At 46.6% G+C, this 17,728-nt stretch carries 14 protein-coding genes; 11 read left to right on the top strand and 3 right to left on the bottom strand.

The genetic code is table 11. The annotated features are described in order from the left end of the window. Positions 1 to 4: 4 nt before the first annotated feature. Complete coding sequence (locus tag ACFVSO_RS05950) at positions 5 to 1,690, bottom strand: ribulokinase (protein ID WP_387471093.1); 1,686 nt, start codon at positions 1,688 to 1,690, stop codon at positions 5 to 7. A gap of 44 nt (positions 1,691 to 1,734) precedes the next feature. Continuing rightward, positions 1,735 to 2,784, bottom strand: a complete 1,050-nt coding sequence (locus ACFVSO_RS05955) for an NAD(P)-dependent alcohol dehydrogenase (protein ID WP_387471095.1) — start codon at positions 2,782 to 2,784, stop codon at positions 1,735 to 1,737. A 285-nt stretch (positions 2,785 to 3,069) separates the two neighbouring features. Here ACFVSO_RS05955 and ACFVSO_RS05960 point away from each other — a divergent pair, with 285 nt between their 5' ends. From ACFVSO_RS05960 to ACFVSO_RS05975, 4 genes are all read left to right on the top strand, one after another. Continuing rightward, positions 3,070 to 4,296, top strand: a complete 1,227-nt coding sequence (locus ACFVSO_RS05960) for an ROK family protein (RefSeq protein WP_387471097.1) — start codon at positions 3,070 to 3,072, stop codon at positions 4,294 to 4,296. 85 nt (positions 4,297 to 4,381) lie between these two features. Beyond that, positions 4,382 to 5,758, top strand: a complete 1,377-nt coding sequence (locus ACFVSO_RS05965; protein WP_387471099.1) for an ABC transporter substrate-binding protein — start codon at positions 4,382 to 4,384, stop codon at positions 5,756 to 5,758. Positions 5,759 to 5,842: 84 nt separating this feature from the next. Further along, the gene (locus tag ACFVSO_RS05970) at positions 5,843 to 6,718 is read left to right on the top strand and encodes a carbohydrate ABC transporter permease (protein ID WP_387471101.1); all 876 of its coding nucleotides are present in this window, start codon (positions 5,843 to 5,845) and stop codon (positions 6,716 to 6,718) included. A gap of 23 nt (positions 6,719 to 6,741) precedes the next feature. Continuing rightward, entirely contained in the window at positions 6,742 to 7,554 is an 813-nt protein-coding gene (locus ACFVSO_RS05975; protein ID WP_387471103.1) for a carbohydrate ABC transporter permease, read from the top strand. Between the two features lie 89 nt (positions 7,555 to 7,643). Here ACFVSO_RS05975 and ACFVSO_RS05980 read toward each other — a convergent pair whose 3' ends face one another. Next, positions 7,644 to 8,594, bottom strand: a complete 951-nt coding sequence (locus ACFVSO_RS05980) for a toxin Cry1Ac domain D-VI-related protein (RefSeq protein ID WP_387471105.1) — start codon at positions 8,592 to 8,594, stop codon at positions 7,644 to 7,646. 315 nt (positions 8,595 to 8,909) lie between these two features. Between ACFVSO_RS05980 and ACFVSO_RS05985 the strand changes: the two genes are divergently transcribed. The 7 genes from ACFVSO_RS05985 to ACFVSO_RS06015 all read left to right on the top strand — a co-directional run bounded on the left by ACFVSO_RS05985 (position 8,910) and on the right by ACFVSO_RS06015 (position 17,720). After that, complete coding sequence (locus tag ACFVSO_RS05985) at positions 8,910 to 9,413, top strand: RNA polymerase sigma factor (protein WP_387471107.1); 504 nt, start codon at positions 8,910 to 8,912, stop codon at positions 9,411 to 9,413. After that, on the top strand, positions 9,410 to 11,272 hold the full coding sequence (locus tag ACFVSO_RS05990) for a TolB family protein (protein ID WP_387471109.1): 1,863 nt from the start codon (positions 9,410 to 9,412) through the stop codon (positions 11,270 to 11,272). Before ACFVSO_RS05985 ends, ACFVSO_RS05990 begins: the two co-directional genes overlap by 4 nt. A gap of 421 nt (positions 11,273 to 11,693) precedes the next feature. Further along, positions 11,694 to 12,314 carry a histidine phosphatase family protein gene (locus ACFVSO_RS05995; protein ID WP_387471111.1) on the top strand — a complete coding sequence of 207 codons (621 nt, stop codon included), beginning with the start codon at positions 11,694 to 11,696 and terminating at the stop codon, positions 12,312 to 12,314. A gap of 10 nt (positions 12,315 to 12,324) precedes the next feature. Beyond that, positions 12,325 to 13,200 (top strand): phosphotransferase family protein, encoded by an 876-nt coding sequence (locus ACFVSO_RS06000; RefSeq protein WP_387471113.1) that lies wholly within the window; start codon positions 12,325 to 12,327, stop codon positions 13,198 to 13,200. Between the two features lie 221 nt (positions 13,201 to 13,421). Next, positions 13,422 to 15,026 (top strand): glycosyl hydrolase family 18 protein, encoded by a 1,605-nt coding sequence (locus ACFVSO_RS06005; protein WP_387471115.1) that lies wholly within the window; start codon positions 13,422 to 13,424, stop codon positions 15,024 to 15,026. Between the two features lie 394 nt (positions 15,027 to 15,420). Continuing rightward, entirely contained in the window at positions 15,421 to 16,236 is an 816-nt protein-coding gene (locus ACFVSO_RS06010) for a ribose-phosphate pyrophosphokinase (RefSeq protein ID WP_387471117.1), read from the top strand. Beyond that, positions 16,233 to 17,720 (top strand): nicotinate phosphoribosyltransferase, encoded by a 1,488-nt coding sequence (locus ACFVSO_RS06015; protein WP_387471119.1) that lies wholly within the window; start codon positions 16,233 to 16,235, stop codon positions 17,718 to 17,720. The genes ACFVSO_RS06010 and ACFVSO_RS06015 overlap by 4 nt, the downstream gene beginning before the upstream one ends. The last annotated feature ends 8 nt before the right edge of the window (positions 17,721 to 17,728 follow it).

Consider the following 17,728-nt stretch of genomic DNA (forward strand, 5'->3'; position numbering starts at 1 on the left):
TAATTTATATGCGATGAAATTCCTCGACAGATTGAGCCAGTTGCAGATACTGCTTGTATCTCTTGGCGTAAGCTTGATGCTTCTCTGGATCTGGAGCATAGTCGGCTTCGTAAGGTTCACAATAAGTCTGCTGCGCTTCCTCGATGGTTGAGAATAAGCCGGCTGCAACAGCGGCATAGATGGCCGCTCCTTTCGCGCACACTTGATCCTGCTTGCTGATCATAATCGGCCGGCCCAATACGTCGCTCATCATTTGCATAATGTAAGGGGATTTTTTGGCGATGCCGCCAATGACGATAATGCGGTCGATATGCAGACCGTGTTCGATGAAGCTGTCAAAAATACGTTTCGCGCCAAATATAGCTGACATCAGCAGCGATTGATAAATAGCAGGGGCGGTGCTTCCCAAATGAAGTCCTGCAATCGTTCCTTTCACAGCTTCATTTAATACGGGATACCGTCTGCCGTTGAACCAATCCAGAGCAACGGGTTGATTGGCCGCAGCGAGCGGGATTTCCTTTGCCGCCTTTTCAAGCTGATACAGCAGCTGCTCGGAGCATTGCTCCTGCATTCGCCTTTTCTGATCTTCGGATAAGATATCCGTTTGCTGAATCATTTGCTCGACCGGCCACATCAAGAGGGACTTGTACCATGCAAAAATATCGCCAAAAGCGGCTTGTCCGGCTTCAATCCCTACATATCCGGGAATAATGGAGTGTTCAGCTAATCCGCATATATGCTTCATTTCTTTGCCCGCCAAGCGCTCCGGCTGCTCAATCATCATATCCACGGTGGAGGTGCCTGCAACCTTCACCAAAGTGCGCGGTTGTATCCCGGCTCCTACAGCTCCGGCGTGGGCGTCAAACGAGCTGCCGGACAGGATGGCTTGTTCATTGATGCCTAACCTTGCCGCCCATTCCTTGGAGATGATGCCGATTGCGGTATCGGCATGCTGCGGTCCCGCGCCGTACCGGTCTTTGACCAGTACGAGATACGGATCCAGCTGCCTAAGGCATTCTTCTGACGGCAAGCCGCCAAAGGCGCTATGCCAAAGCGCTTTGTGGCCTGCCGCGCAAGAGGAGCGGTACATCGCCAGCGGATCGGTCTGTCCGGTGAGCAAGCTGACGAACCAATCGCAATGCTCGATCCATGTATAGGCAGCTTGCTTGACTTGTTCATCTATTCTGATCGTGTGCAGTATTTTGGCCCAAAACCATTCCGAAGAATAGATGCCCTGATATTGCGTGTAGTCCACAGAATCAGCTGTCGAGAAGATCATATTAATTTCTTCAGCTTCCGCAACGGCGGTATGGTCTTTCCATAGATGAAACATCGCATTCGGGTTATCTGCGAATTCTGGCTTTAAGGCCAGCGGTACACCGGCTTCATCGATAGGACATGGCGTTGAGCCGGTCGTATCAATGCCGATGCTGAGCAGACGCTCCCCGGCATGCTCGCCTGCACCCTGCAGCGCGGATCGGAAAGCAGCGGTAAAGGCTTCGATATAATCCAGGGGATGCTGCCGGAATTGGTTGATGCCGTCGTTGCAATACATTCGCTTGGCCCAGCGCGGATAGGCGCAGGATGCTTCCGAGACGGTCTTGCCCGAGGCTCCTTCTACGATAATGACTCTTACTGAATCGCTGCCAAAGTCTGCGCCGGCAACGATGGCGCCTGCGTTATTCTCCAAGTTAAGACCTCCTTTAATCGACGCAGCAGTTAGAGGGGATGCGGTTAGCGAATGCGGATGACGCATTTTGTAACCTTGTCTTTGTGCTGAATCGCTCTCTCCATACCCTCTTGAATGCGGTCAAATTCGAAAATATCGGAAACAATATCTTTAAGCGGGATAATGCCTTTGGACACAGCCTCAATCGCTTTCGGGTAGATGTTGCGATAGCGGAATACCGTTTTAATGGTCATCTCATTGTCCACGATATGGTTCACATGCATTTGCGCTTTGCCGCTGCTGGTGTAGCCTACAAGAACGATTGTTCCGCCGCGCTTCGTCAGCTTAGCCGATTGCAATATCGTTGCTTCGGAGCCGGCTGTTTCAAATACATAATCTGCGCCTTCGCCGTTCGTAAGCGCCATGACGGTGTCAATCGCATTGACTTCGCTGGCATTGACAGTATGCGCGCAGCCCAATTGTTTGGCTTTGTCCAGACGGTTCTGCACAAGATCAACGACCGTAATATCATGCACACCCATGCTCTTTAGAGAAAGCATCGTTAACAGTCCGATCGCACCAGCGCCTAATATGACGGCAGATGCTCCCACCTCTGCGCCGGATTGCAGCGCGGCATGCATGCCGACAGCCAGTGGCTCCATCATTGCTCCTTCCATTGTGCTTACGTTATCCGGAAGCTTGAAGCATAGGTCGGCAGGGTGGGCGATGTATTCGGCGAAGCAGCCTTCCAGCACGGGAAGCGAGGCATAGAAATAGACCTTTGGACAAAGATTGTATTTTCCCGATTTACAATAATCGCATCTATAGCAAGGGATGCCAGGCTCTACAGCAACACGGTCTCCGGGCTTTAGCTCAGTTACATTTTTACCGACAGCTTCTACGACTCCGCCCGGCTCATGACCAAGCACAATCGGATCGGTTACATGCTTTTCTCCAATAAAACCGTTTTCAAACAGATGCATATCTGAACCGCAGATTCCGACATAATCCAATCTGATCAACACATCATCGTCTTTCACTTGAGGAATCGGCTTTTGCTCAAAATCCAGTCTCCCTACAGTATTCATAATGGCTACCTTCATTGTTTTGCCCATGTTCTATTTCTCCTCATCTCAGCTAGTATTAATGATAAAATATACCCATATCATAAATTATAAAGTTTATCATGTAAACTATAAAGGTCGAAAAAATTTAATTGAAGATTCATCATTTCCTCTTAATTCGACAAAATAATCGGTATATTTACGCATGAAAAAGGAATTAAAGGTGTTGACAACGCTTCCAGTGTGTAATATATTCAAGTTGTCGAACAGAAAAGAGTTAATCATGTAAATTTTTTGAGCCAAAATAGTTTATATAATAAACAGAACGGAGGGCAAATGAAACGAGCGCAAAATATAGATGAAGTGAAAAGAGCCAACCGGGGGTTGGTACTGAATTTGCTGCTAAGACACCGGCTTATTTCAAGATCGATGCTGGCGGCGAAGAGCGGATTGAATAAAGCAACCATAACCAATATCGTGAATGAATTTGTCGTGATGGGCGTGGTTAAGGAGCAAGGGCCGATATTATCGGATAATGGGCGCAAAATTACAGGAATAACACTGACTCTGGATGATGTGGCAACAGTGGCTGTAAGGATTAACCGCGATGCCATTGAATTCGCCTTGTGCGATATTCACGCAGCCGTGCTGCATAAGAGCATGGTCAGAATTGATAAGACGACACCTGTAGCTTCTATATTGGCGATTATTTACGAGGGAATTGACCAAATGATCGTCAAGAATGAGGGCAAGAAGGTATTAGGCATCGGAATAGCGATCGTAGGACCGCTTATGACCTTTAATCACACCACAATTGCGAAGGTATATGATATGCCGGAGCTTTCAAAGGTCGATTTTCAGGAGCAAATTCAAGCCAAATATCCACAATGGAGCGTCTTTATCGACCATGATGCCAACGTATCTGCATTAAGAGAATGGAGAGACTATGTAGAGGAAACAGGTCTTACCAAAGGCATTATGATGTACCTCAATTTGGGGGACGGTATTGGCGGAGGCATCATCATTGACGGCAATCTGATCCGCGGCAAGAATGGAATCGCGGGCGAGATCGGACATATGGGGATCAACTTCAATGCCAAGCGGAATGAATTCAATAAGGTTGGCATCCTGGAGCGGTATGCGGCCCCGATCAATCTGATCCGGTCAGTGGAAGAGAGATTGCATGAGTTTCCTCATTCTCAGCTGCATGAGCGATCCACGATAAGCGATATTTATCATTATTATGAGAAAGACGATGAGCTGGCCGTATGGGCAGTGAATCAGATGGCTTGGTTTCTTTCCTATGGGATCAAAAATCTGCTGTACATCCTGAACCCGGACACGATTGTTTTCGGCGATATGATTGTGAGTTCGCCCAAATTGCTGGCGCAATTAAAGCTTAATTTAAGCTATGACCTGCCGGAAGAAATCGTGGACTCTATTGATATTCGCTTCTCTAGCTATGAAAAAGGCGGCATGTTGGAAGGGGCCGGATTAATGGTTGTGAAGAAGTATATGGACTCGCTCGACATTATTGATTTCATTGAAACCCACTACGGGTAGTCATTGAAGGAGTGAGAACAGAGACAAGCCGGGGAAGCAAAGCATAATGAAGTTGTTCTTATTTCATATAATGGAGGGTCTATGTATGAAGAAACAGTTAAAGTATGCCATTAGTTTGATTTCGATTGTGGCTTTGGCAGGGACGTTGTTAGTCGGATGCTCGGGCGGCAAAGACAAAAATGCAAATGAAGAAGTCGTGCTGAACATCGCTACGGTCAATAACAACGACATGGTCATTATGGAAGAGATGACGTCCGAGTTTACAGCGAAAACAGGCGTCAAAGTGAATTATACCGTTCTTTCTGAAAATGAGATTCGCTCAAAAATTACGCAGGATGTAGGCCTCGGCGGCGGGCAATATGATTTATTCACAATCGGCGCTCAGGATTCAGCTGTTTATTTGAACAATGGATGGACGGAGCCGCTGGATGGATTGCTGAATGGCATGAGCGAGGAGGACAAAAAGAATTATGACCTGGAAGATGTTTTTCCAGTAGTCAGAGATTCGCTGTCTTCTGAATCGAAAGGATTGGGAGCGCTGCCATTCTACGCAGAGACGACTCTGCTATTTTACAATAAAGAAATTTTTAAATCGAAGAATCTAGAGATGCCGGAAAATCCAACATGGGAGCAAGTGTATGAGCTGGCTGTAGCGGCACAAGACAAGGATAAAGGCATTGCGGGTATTGCACTAAGAGGCTTGCCTGGCAGCGGACAAAACATGTTTATTTTCAGCTCAATCGCCAATGCGTTCGGGGCGCAATATTACGATATGGACTGGAAGGCGACATTCAACACGCCAGAGATGAAAAATGCGATCGAATTCTATAAGAACATTTTGGCTGATGCCGGACAAGCGGGACCAACCTCGACAGGTTATACAGAAGCTCTGAATCTCATGTCTACTGGAAAAGCGGCCATGTGGTATGACGCCAGCGTATCGGCTGGTACGCTTGCCAACTCCAAGGATTCCCTTGTCACAGGGAAAATAGGCTATGCCATGGCGCCGCTTCAAGTGAAACAAGATGCGACCAATACGATTGGCGGATGGGGCATAGCGATTAACGCTTCCTCCAAGAAGAAAGAAGCGGCATTCCAGTTTCTAACTTGGGCGACAAGCAAGGAGTACATTAACCTGGTAGGCGAGAAGAAGGGCTGGGAAAGCACGCCTTCCGGCACCCGCGTATCCACGTATGACAATGAAAACTATAAGAAAGCCAGTGATTTTGCGGACATTACGAAAGAAGCGATCCTGAAGGTGGATTTCTTTAATCCCGCTATGAATAAAACACCGTACACAGGCAATTCCATTCCGAATATGGCTGAATACTCATCATGGGGCGAACAAATCGCACAATTGCTTGCTTCTTATCTAGTCGGTCAAAAAAATATTGACGCCGTATTGGCAGAAGGACAAAAGGTACTGACGGATGTAGCGGTTGCGGGAGAATATGCGAAGTAAACCATAGAACTTCACTCTCCAAAATTACTGGTACGTGCGAGGTACGTACCAGTAATTTTATTAATAGACAAGAGGAGAAGAATCATGACTACAAAGGGCGATAAGAGCAAATTATTAATTCTTCCGGCACTCATTGTTGTAGGAATTGTCACTCAGATTCCATTTATCCTTACCATCATCTATTCCTTTATTAGCTGGAACGTCAAGAGACCCGATTTGGGTATACATTTCGCTGGATTCAGCAATTACAAGAAAATATTGACGGATGGTCAGTTCTACCAGGTCATATTAAATTCTCTGCTCATTGTGGTCGTTGGTCTAACGATTTGTACCGTGCTTGGCATATTGTTCGGCTTGATGCTCAATCGTGAGTTCAAGGGCGTGAACCTGCTCAGAACACTGTTTGTCATTCCTTATTTTGTGATGGAAGCTGTAGTCGGGATCATATGGAAAACGCTCATGCTGAACCCGTCGCTTGGTCTCAATTATTATATCTCCAATGCGCTGGGGCTCGAGCCTATAGATTTCTTCGGCAAATATGCATTGCTCACGATTATGTTATTGATTATCTGGCAGTGGACTCCGTTCTTCTTCCTTATCATTATGTCGGGACTTCAGAACATGCCGTCAGAAATTTTGGAGAGCGCAAGAATAGACGGGGCTACAGGCTGGAAGCTGCTGCTGCATATTCAATTGCCTTTAATCAGAGATCACATCAATGTGGCTATGACACTAGGATTAATTAATATTTTGAAGGTATTTGGTTTGATTTATGTCACGACATCCGGTGGTCCGGGCAGCTCGTCAAGCAATTTGCCGTATTATTCGTACAAGGCGCTGTTCTATGACTGGAACGTGGGGACTGCCGCTGCGATTGCAGTCGTTACCGTTGCTCTTACGCTTATTGTTGTCCAACGGTTTTATGGATTTATGAACAAAAACAACTCGAAGAATATATGAACATAGTCTAGGCGGTGAGGAAATTGAGTAGACGATTGAATAGAAATCTGTTGACAACAATGGCGTATGTAATCGTAATATTATGGCTATTCCCGATGTTGTACATGTTTCTGTCCAGCTTCAAATTTGAAAGCCAGGTTGCTGTTCCATCCTTAAGCTTTACACCGACATTGGACAATTATCGGGCTGTTGTCACTCCCGAATTTTTCAAATATTTATCCAACTCTGTGCAAATTACTTTCGGTACAGTTATCGTATCGGCTGTTCTAGGCGTGCTTGCCGCCTATGCGTTAGTCTTTTCCGGTATCAAAAAAGCGAATAGCATTTACTTCTGGTTTATTACGACTATCTTTTTGCCGGCGGTTGCCGTCATTACGCCTATCTATATTTTGTTAGCGAAGGCTCATTTGTTGGATACAAAGTTTGCATTAATTTTGTTGAATACAGGAGCGGGAATTCCTTTGATGATCTGGATGTGTACGACCTACTTTAAGGAGATTCCCGGTGAAATTATAGAAGCGGCTAAGATAGATGGTTGTTCTAGAGCGGGCACCTTTTTCAAAATTATGCTGCCGCTAGTGAAGAACGGCATCATCTCATCCGCCCTGCTGGTGTTTGTTGTAACGTGGAATGAGTTTTTCTTTGCCGTAACGGCAACCGCGACCCAATCTGCGACCCTGCCGGTATATATGAGCAAGTTCATGACGCAGCAAGGGTTTTTCTGGGGCAAGATGTCGGCAGCCGGTACGATGGTTGTAATCGTGCCTATTCTAATCGGCTTCTTTACCTACAAGTCTTTCGTGAAAGGACTGACAGCAGGTTCGGTTAAAGGGTAGTGCGAATTGAATAAAATTAAAAAAGAGGCAAACCAGATTCGTCTGGGTTTGCCTCTTTTAATGTATCCACGTTTTAAATAGTTAGAGATCTATTCTGAGGATATATCTTCGAAATAAACAACCTCTTGATTCTTTAGCATATTAAACAGCCTTGGTGAGGCATAATACTGCCCGTTATATTCCACCACATCGCCAGACAATAAATTTTTCAACAGTGTAGCCGGATCTCCTGTACTGTAAGGCACCCACTCTGAAATGTCGAATGAACCGCTCGGTTTTTTGGATTCCTTAGCCTTCTTGGCCTCCGCTTCAGCTTTAGCCTTGGCTTCAGCCTCCGCCTTGGCTTTCGCTTCTGCCTCGGCTTTTATTTTTGCTTGCAACAACTCACCTGCGCTCTGAACAGAGGCTAATAATGTAGTTTTAGCGGTTTCTTGTTTAATGCTTGCGACCTTTGCTTTTGCATCGTCGATTTCCTTTTGAGTAAGGGCATCTTTTATAGCCGATTTCTCTGGCGATGCGAACAGTGCTTCCACGGTCTGGGTTGTCGCGTTAATTTGCTCCATTTGAGCTTCAGCATCCGTAATTTTTAGCAATTGATCATCGACAAAAGCAGGCTTGTATGCCTTTAAGGCATCCAATTTTTCTTTGTAAGGAGCCACATCGGCAGATTCGCTCACTGCGCCATTGGCATCAAAGATGCCCGCAATTTCCTGTTTGACAGCAAACATCTTATCTGCAAATTTCATATCCAGAGCAGCCTGGTCCAATAACACCGATGCCTCAGCGGAAAGTTTTTTTCCTTGATAGCTGACAAACAACTCGTTTGTCGCATTTATTTTTGTGCTGTCCGTGCCATCAGCCAGATTTGATTTTTGTGAGTCTTGATAGAGGGAATCAACTTGAGCTTGAATAGCGGCGATGTCAGCCAAAACAGCAAGCTCTTTTTTCTTTTTGTCATCGTTGACTTTCCAAATCGTGAAGCCTGCTGCGCAGGCTATCAATACAATAGCCGCTAGCGAAATGATGGTTACCTTTTTCATGTCCAGTCTCCTTAATTATAGTAGATCTCACTGAAACCAGCAGTAGCTAGAAGGAGAGGTTCGACCCTGGACTATCGTGCAACGATAATGGAGAAAGACCTATCAATCTGAGGCGAAAGTCTTGTTTCTAATGATATCGATATCCTATTATATAATCATTTTTCCTGCTTTGGTAGATCTATCTAGTGAAATAGTTGTAGAGGCAGCTATGTCCCCGCAGACCCTTAGCGGGGTCTTTTTTTATTATGTTTGGATAGTCATTGATACTTTTTTGAGTCGGTGCCGTTAATACTTATGGAAGGGGAGTGCAGGCAAGTGAATGATCCATTCGTTGCTGTTTACGATGAGTATTTTGATGATGTTTATCGATTCGTGCTATATAAAACCGGAAACAGATGGGACACGGATGATCTCGTGAGCGAAATATTTCGAAAAGCGTTTCAGCATTATCGAAATCGACCGGTCGATGAGGGGCGAGTGAAGCCATGGCTGTTCACTATAGCCCGCAACACGGTAATCGATCATTACCGCAAGAAACAAGAATGGGTATACGGACATGATCCTGAAGTACTTGGGTACACCCACATAAGCGAGCTTATGGAGACCATCGATCTTCAGCATGATTGCTTGAAGCAATCCTTGCTCGCACTCGCACCGGATGAACGCGAAATGATCAACCTTAAATATATTGCCGGAATGAAATATTCCGAGATAAGCCAAGTGATCGGCAAAGCGGAGCTGTGGCTTAAAACAAAGGTTCAACGGATTAGACAAAAGATGGCATTGTCGATCAACAAGTGCATGGAGGTGTTGAAATGAACGACAAGGAGCTGGATGTGCTCATGGAGGACTTCAAGAGCAAGCTTCCCGTAAATGAGCAATTAAAAGCGGAACTCCGCCGTACATTTATTCAACGGCCTGTAAGGCGGCGACGTTCTCGCCGTATATGGGCGGGTGGCGCGGTCGCTTTAATTCTTGGTTTAGTTATTGCAGGGAACATGTGGTTTAACAACAGCTCTGTTCCACGGGCAGAAGCGGCAACGCTGCATTTTAGCCATTCCTTTTCACTATTAGAGCAATTAGGAGAGGAGAACAGCTCGGGAATGGCGGAATATGGCGGCATCGTCTACCTTCCACTTAAGGATAGAGGGCTATACGCTTATGATAAAAAGGGGCTTTATCCATTAATTCACGGCAATATTGAATTTGTTCGGGTATCCCCGAGCGGCAATGAACTGGTTTATGTAGAGGATGGAAGCTTAAGATTATATGAAATCGATAGCAAAAGCAGTCGCAATCTTCTTATGAGAGCTTCGTCTCAGGAGAGATTGGAGACTCCTGCATGGTCGCCGGACGGCTCCAGGATATTGTTCGTGCAGAAGGAATCGGGGGGGCATGAGGCGAAAAGCCGAATCATGGAGCTTGAGCTTAAAGATAACGCAGTGAAGGAAATTGCGGTTGGCGCATACCCGTCATATATGGCTGATCAGAAGTCGATTCTGTTCGAGAACGAAGACAAAATTATGAGCAAGAATTTGGACAATGGGCAAGAAGTGGTGCTGGATTCAGGGCGGTATCCGGCTATCTCCAATGATGGTGCCTACATAGCATACATTAAAACATCCCAAGGAGAACCTGCGCTTGAGGACATTTGGGTAGCGGACTCTGATTTCAGAACGAGCAAGCAAGTGAGCCATAATAGCTTAGCTGATGCATGGGATCCTAATACCGGACAGCTAATTGAAGGCAAGCAGCAGCCGCGCTATACCTTTGAAGAACCTGTGTGGAGCAACGACAGCCGGCAATTATTTGTCTACAAAGTGTTTCATACTAATGTCGTCTGGAAAAAGCTGATGCAATTCGAGGTTTCCGACAAGATGGCGAGGCCAGAAGAGGTGGTAGCCGGATCCATTCAAGCGCTAATCTACCGGGATGAAGATTTTGCCCATAGCTTTTTTAGCTACGATCCGGGTTATCTGAAAGGAACAAGCCCTCGCCAGGTTGGATACAGGATTATAAATAGTGGCCAAGAGAACGGTAAGACATATGTAGATGCGAACACGTATTTATCTTACTCCGATCCTTATTATGAGATCCAATCCACTCGCTATTGGCTGTCCAAAGGCGACAGGGGATATTTGATTGATGCTATGGAGGAATTAAACAATCAAGTCATCACTGTCTCCAATGGAGGGGTTACACGAACGGCCGATAATGACGCTTCTCAGCTCATATTTCCGCTGAAGGACCTGCCAGTTGAAGGGGGCTGGGCCAATCGAGATATTTACAGCTTGGTGTATGAGGAAACAACAGGGGATGTATACTTTACACTTAGCCGGCAAAAGCAGAACCAGAGTCGAATGGACCTATTAAAATATGAGTCAGGCACCAGGAAGTTTGTGAAGATTGCATCGCTCGGAGAGGCAGATACGACACATCTCTTGATCATGGACTCGGAGCAGAGATTTGTGGCCGTAGAGATGTTGATTAATGGGAATGAAGACATCGTTGTTTATGATCTGAAGCGTCAAAAGAAACAGGTGCTCTCCGAAGTTGTGCTAGGTGCACATATTGAATCGGTGCATACCCGATTCTGGAAGGACGGACAATTAATATACTTCTCGCATATGGAAGGCAGGGATGTATTCCTCCAATATAATCCGGAATCAACTGAATAAACATGATTAAGCACTTTTGTGCAGTCCTCTCTTATTGGAGAGGGCTTTTTAATGCAAAAGGAATGATGTGGGAGGTAATTTAGCTTTATGGTATGGTAGGTATAGTGTTGTTTATCTTATTCTTTTATATATCCTCGAGATAAGGAGGACCTCGCTTATCAGGCCGAGCATGATGCTCCAGTTAATGATCATGGGCATAAGCCTGTATATATTTCTATGTACTCAAAACATTCTATGGAATGGGACATGCAAGAAATTGAAAAAAGTATAACGATTCTTAATGAAGATTTTTTGAATTTGGAAATCGGCAAAATTGAGTTCATAGACATTCCAACCTACGAAGAGACAAAAAAGTCGTTCGAACAAGATTACGCTCCTTATATTTGAAAAAGTCACCCTATCTATAGAAAGAAGGCATCCCATGAAAACGACTCTATATTTGACCAGGCATGGCCAGACACAATGGAATATAGAACAGAGGCTGCAAGGCCATCAGGATTCGCCATTAACCGAGCTGGGCCTTCAGCATGCCGCTTGGCTGAGTGAATCAATGAGCAGCATAGAGCTTGATGCAATTTACGCAAGTTCCAGCCCAAGGACGCTTAAGACGGCTGAGATATTGCTCCGTGATCGAACAATTGATATTGTGCCGGAAGATGATTTGAAAGAAATACATATGGGCAGCTGGGAGGGGCAGCGGAATACTGATATTGAAAACCATTCCCCGGATGACCATTTCGACTTTTGGAACAATCCCCATCAGTATGTGCCAACCAATGGCGGGGAGTCCTACCATGATTTGCAACGGCGTGTGTTTCCCAAGATTCAAGAAATCATCGCCCGCAATGAAGGGAAGAGCATTCTGATTGTCACCCATGCCGCTACGCTGAAAGTCATAATGGCCTTCTTCGAAGGCCGGGAGCTGGCTAATTTGTGGCTGCCTCCCATTGTTCATTCCACGGCCTTGTGCAAGGTCGTATGCGAAGGTGATCAGATAGCAGTGGAGTTATACGGAGATACGTCCCACTACAGGGGGAACTAGGAGGTTTCAAATGGCAGATGTCTTAGCGGCTATGGACTGGGTAGAGAAGACAGAACAATTGGAGCACTTACTTAGACAAAACAACGCCTTTATAACATCTCCTATGAAACAAGGCTTCGAGGCTGAGGTTGTAAGGCTTCATTCCGATGCATGCGGCAGTTATATCCTGAAAATATGGAATAAGCATTCCAGGCCTGATGTGTCGTTTCAATATCGGCTGCTAAGCGTATTGTTTGGACGCGGCATATCTGTATCCCGGCCGCTCGGTTGGGGCATAGCCTCTGAAGGAGCGCGCGCGCTGCTCACCACTTATGATGGCATATCTGTTGACCCGCTGAATCCAGAGAAGATGACGGTGATTGCCGGAATTTTGGGAGAGCTGCATCTTCTTAATCCACATAACATAAAAGGGCTGAATCTGCCCCGCTATGATTTTGTCGGTTACCACTTCCAAGGCTTAGACGGTCATGACGATATTGCCATTGCACTACAATCTATTCTTCCGAAGGTTCAAATGAAACAGGACCGAATTATTCACGGGGATTTTCATCCGGAAAATATTGTGGAGGACGGTGAACGCTATACAGTAATAGATTGGACAAACGCTCAGCTGGGAGACCCCAGATATGATTTTGCCTGGTCGTATTTTTTGCTTCGGCTCTATCTGTCAGAGCAGCACGCCCTTCATTTTCGTTCAGCTTATACCACAGCAGCGCATGAATTGCAGCAGCAGGAGCTTGACCTTTATGAAGCGCTGGGCATTCTCCGGTGGATGTTATTGAATCGCAACGGTCACGTATTAGCCAAGCCCGAAGTGTTACAGCATCTAAGCAGGATCATAGCCAGCCATGCGGTCTTGAAGGATTTTGAGTTTCGTAAAAGCTAAGGCCATCTTCCAATTATGAGTCGTTTACCAATATTGCTATTTTCATTAATCCACAAAGATGAGGGCGTAACACTGCAGAGTGTTGCGCCCTTGCTCTATGATAAGTCTATTATTCTATTCATTTTTCCAATCCTGTAACTACTTAGGATAGACTTGCGTCTATTACATGACAGTGATTAGGGTTCAATAGATTTTAGAATGATAGGGAGGAACGGGATTATATGTTCAAGAAAACAGCGTTATGGACTATGGCGCTTGTGCTGTTGTGGGCTAACAGCGTATTCGCGTACAATGTTCAGCTGCTGCCATTTAAGGATGAAGAAAACGATTATTCCAGGGAGCCAATCTATACGTTGTCGGCGCTGGGCATTATTAATGGATATGAGGATCGTACCTATCGTCCGAATGTGGATCTATCCAGAGAGGCTTTTGTAAAGCTGTTGGTCATGGCTAGTCAGCTGGAGACGGCTGCTCCTGCGGGGGGACTGCCAACGGATGTTGCCAAAGATCGCTGGTCCGCAACCTACATCTCGGCAGCGCTTGAGCATGAATGGCTGGGTGGTCTGTTGGATCAGAAGGGGGCTTTCCTTCCGGCGCAGACGATTACGAGACAAGAAGTGGCGATGTTGGTTGGCCAGTCGCTGCTGGATGCCGAGAAGCCGGAGACGCGCGAGAAGTGGCTGTCCGCGGATTGGAAGAAGGAGCGGGATACCCGCGGCTTTAAGGATCGGGAGGCTATAAGCGAAGCCATGCAGCCTTATGTCTATTATGCGGCCCATCGTGGCATTATGGAGGGGGACGCTGCGGGCTTTAAGCCTGGGGAGCCTCTGATCCGCAAGCAAGCTGCTGCGGTGATTTACCGCTTAATCGACAAGCGTGTATCGGGGCAAAAGATTGATTTTACAGGCTATTATGCACTTCTATCTTATCCAGCCATTCAGCATATGGATAAGCTTGCAGATGTCATTCTTGGCTGGTCAAATCTGGAATATAACGGTTCGGGAGCTGCCAAGTTGAATACCGGAACAACAGAGTACCGCATACCGAAAGGGTATGAAGAAGTATTGAACAAGGCCGATCAGATTGGCAAGGAGCTGATGGTATTTTACAATCATGCGAATTTGAAAGAATTCTTGAAGGATAAGCCTGCGCAGACCGCTTTTATTGAGTCTCTGGTCGCGACGCTTAACAATCCAGCTTACTCGTTCACTGGAGTGAGCATTGATTTTGAAGGATTGAAGGAAGTGGACAGCGCTGCGGATTTCGTTGCCTTTCTGCAGGATGTGAAGAAGCAGATGGGATCGTCGTACACCTTGTCCGTTGCGGTTCCGCCGATTCATTACTACAAGGGTTATGATCTGGCCGCAATCGGCAAGGTTGCCGATTCCGTTATCCTGATGGCTTATGATTTCACGCATAGCGAGAGCAAGCTTCCTTCGGCGCCGTTACAGCTTGTGAATGATACGGTTCAGACTGCCCTGCAATCCATCCCGAAGGAGAAGCTGGTTATGGGGATTTCGAAGCAGGCCAATCAGTGGATGACAGCGGACGGCGTAACTTCCAAGGTATTCAGGCCGTCCATAGAGAACGTGGAGAAGCGTCTGGCGATGCCTGGTGTGAAGAGCCAATGGATGATGCCGCATTTATTGAACCAGATTACGTTTGCAGATGAGCGGGGAACTCATTTGATCTACTATGAGGACACGCAAAGCATTGCCAAAAAAGTATGGCTAGCCAAATTCTATGGTCTGAAGGGAGTCTCCTTATGGCATATGGGCCATTATACGGCTTCTGACTGGAAGCTGGTGGGCGAGCAGGCTCGCTGATAAGGCTGGAAAGTCTTGCTCATTTAGTCTTTAGTTGATCAAGGCATCCCTTCAACAAGACAGTGGAGACTAAGTCATAATTGTCCAAATAGGTTTATTGGTTTTTAATGTAATGTACGTGGCTGAGACAAACGGAGCAAGACCTATCTTGGAGAAGCGATAGCGTTCGCCTTTGTGCCCGGATTCCCCCTTATAACATTGTTCAAGGAATCTGGGCACAACAGCGATCGGAAGGATAGGTCTTGCGCAGTTTGTATTCCAGCCATGTAAGTTGAACGAATCTTGGGCATTGCCCTGAAAAAAACCTATTGACAACTTTTAATAATGTCATTATGATAATATCAAGATGAGGTTATTAAAAGAGGTCAAAACTAACCGCAGGAGCGTGATCAACATGATCGCATTAAATGGAGAGCAGCTGACGTTCATGACTTACCCGAACGGTGAAACCCGGGTGGATGGGGAGCAAATATTGAAGCTTGTGGAGTCTGAGAATCGAGTCAGCTTCAAATACGAGACCGACGGCGATTTGCTGAAGCTGTTGTTCATCAAGAGCTTTCTGGATGATCATCGTCATAAGGCATCACTCATAATCAGCTACATGCCATACAGCCGGATGGACCGGGTCGAAGGCAGCTCCGTTTTCACCTTGAAATATACAGCTCATATGATTAATGCCATGAACTTTGAGCGCGTCACCATTATAGAGCCGCATTCGGATGTGTCCACGGCGCTCATTCATCGCAGCGAGGCTATCTATCCTACAGGTGATTTGCTGCAGCAAGTGATGGAGGAGACGGGTTTTCAAACAAATAAGGATTATCTGTTCTTCCCGGATGCGGGAGCGCAGAAGCGGTACGGCAAGCTTGGCGGCTATAGGCAGCTCGTTGGTTTCAAGAAAAGAAATTTTCAGACGGGACTTATCGAGCAACTGGATGTTGTCGGAACAGTCGGAGAAACAGGATTCAAGGCTATTATTATAGATGATTTATGCTCTTATGGAGGCACGTTTGTATTAAGCGCAGAACGGCTGCGCGAGCTCGGCGCTTCGGAAGTGTATCTATTAGTCAGCCATTGCGAGGAATCGATCTACGAGGGCAAGCTTCTCGCATCCGGCTTAATCGACCGGGTGTATACGACAGATACGATATTAAGCCAGGCCAGCACGGATCTAATCAAAATGTTCCCAATCGGAGGTATGTACAAATGAACAACACTTACGTATACCCAGCCACACTGCTTTGCGATTTCTATAAAGTAAGTCATAAAAATCAATATCCGAGGGGCACGGAGCTCGTCTATTCGACCTGGACGGCGAGAACAAGCCGCTTAGCCGGTATTGATCATGTCGTCGCTTTCGGCTTCCAAGCCTTTATCAAAGATTATCTGATCAATTATTTTAATCTTCATTTCTTCAACCGGACCCAAGATGAGGTAGTGGGCGAATACAAGCGGATCATTCAGTTTACGCTAGGTGTTGCGGATCCGGATGCCGCTCATATCGCACAGCTTCATGAACTGGGATACTTGCCGATTCGCATCAAAGCGGTCAAGGAAGGCAGCCTGGTGCCGATCAAAGTGCCGATGCTGACCATTGAGAATACAAAGCCGGAATTCTTCTGGCTGACGAACTATCTGGAAACCTTAATGTCGTGCCAGCTCTGGCTGCCGACGAACAGCGCTACACTTGCATTCGAATACCGCCAAATTCTCCAGGACTATGCGCTGCGTACGAATGGAGATACTGCGGGAGTCCCGTTCCAGGGACATGACTTCTCGATGCGCGGCATGGGCTCGCTGGAAGCGGCGAAGGGCAGCGGCGCCGGACATCTCTTGTCGTTCACCGGTACGGATACGATCCCGGCCATTCTGTATCTTGAAGACCACTATCATGCTAATATGGAGACAGAGCTGGTCGGCACGTCGATCCCGGCTACAGAGCATAGCGTCATGTGTGCGCATGGGCGCGATGAGATGGCCTCGTACCGCTACTTGATCAAGGAAGTCTATCCAAGCGGGTTCGTATCGATCGTATCGGATACATGGGATTTGTGGAGCGTGCTGGATGTCGTCATTCGCGGGCTTAAGGAAGATATCCTGAGCCGGGATGGCAGAGTTGTCATCCGTCCTGACAGCGGTGATCCCGTCCTCATTCTGTGCGGCGATCCTGACTCGGAGCATCCGTTTGCGCGCAAAGGAGTCATTGAGATTCTGTGGGACATCTTTGGCGGAACGATTACCGAGCGCGGCTACAAGCAGTTGGATAGCCACATCGGAGCGATCTATGGCGATGCGATCACGCTGGATCGCTGCCGGGAGATTTGTGAGAAGCTGGCCGAGAAGGGCTTTGCTTCGACGAACATGGTGTACGGTATCGGTTCGTTTACGTACCAATACAATACGCGAGATACGTTCGGATTTGCGCTAAAGTCGACGTTTACGGTAGTGGACGGCGAAGAACGCAAAATATACAAGGACCCGGCAACCGACACAAACAAGATGAAGAAATCGCAAACCGGCTTGGTCCGAGTCATCGAGCAGGACGGGACAATGACCTTCGTCGATAACCTTAGCATGGAGCAATATAATCAATATGAAGGAACGGATTTGCTGGAGGATGTATTTGTAGACGGGAAGCTGGTTCGTGTGCATACGTTAGCCGATATACGCGCCCGATTGCTAGCGAATTTGTAATCCCAAAC

The organism is Paenibacillus sp. NPDC057967 (assembly GCF_042887015.1).
In the GTDB taxonomy this organism is placed as follows: Bacteria; Bacillota; Bacilli; order Paenibacillales; family Paenibacillaceae; genus Pristimantibacillus.

Excerpts from the sequence above, each read along its gene's own strand:
- ACFVSO_RS05955 (WP_387471095.1), bottom strand. The coding sequence starts at position 2,784 with ATGGGCAAAACAATGAAGGTAGCCATTATGAATACTGTAGGGAGACTG.
- ACFVSO_RS05960 (WP_387471097.1), top strand. The coding sequence starts at position 3,070 with ATGAAACGAGCGCAAAATATAGATGAAGTGAAAAGAGCCAACCGGGGG.
- ACFVSO_RS05965 (WP_387471099.1), top strand. The coding sequence starts at position 4,382 with ATGAAGAAACAGTTAAAGTATGCCATTAGTTTGATTTCGATTGTGGCT.
- ACFVSO_RS05970 (WP_387471101.1), top strand. The coding sequence starts at position 5,843 with ATGACTACAAAGGGCGATAAGAGCAAATTATTAATTCTTCCGGCACTC.
- ACFVSO_RS05980 (WP_387471105.1), bottom strand. The coding sequence starts at position 8,594 with ATGAAAAAGGTAACCATCATTTCGCTAGCGGCTATTGTATTGATAGCC.
- ACFVSO_RS05990 (WP_387471109.1), top strand. The coding sequence starts at position 9,410 with ATGAACGACAAGGAGCTGGATGTGCTCATGGAGGACTTCAAGAGCAAG.
- ACFVSO_RS05995 (WP_387471111.1), top strand. The coding sequence starts at position 11,694 with ATGAAAACGACTCTATATTTGACCAGGCATGGCCAGACACAATGGAAT.
- ACFVSO_RS06000 (WP_387471113.1), top strand. The coding sequence starts at position 12,325 with ATGGCAGATGTCTTAGCGGCTATGGACTGGGTAGAGAAGACAGAACAA.
- ACFVSO_RS06005 (WP_387471115.1), top strand. The coding sequence starts at position 13,422 with ATGTTCAAGAAAACAGCGTTATGGACTATGGCGCTTGTGCTGTTGTGG.
- ACFVSO_RS06010 (WP_387471117.1), top strand. The coding sequence starts at position 15,421 with ATGATCGCATTAAATGGAGAGCAGCTGACGTTCATGACTTACCCGAAC.
- ACFVSO_RS06015 (WP_387471119.1), top strand. The coding sequence starts at position 16,233 with ATGAACAACACTTACGTATACCCAGCCACACTGCTTTGCGATTTCTAT.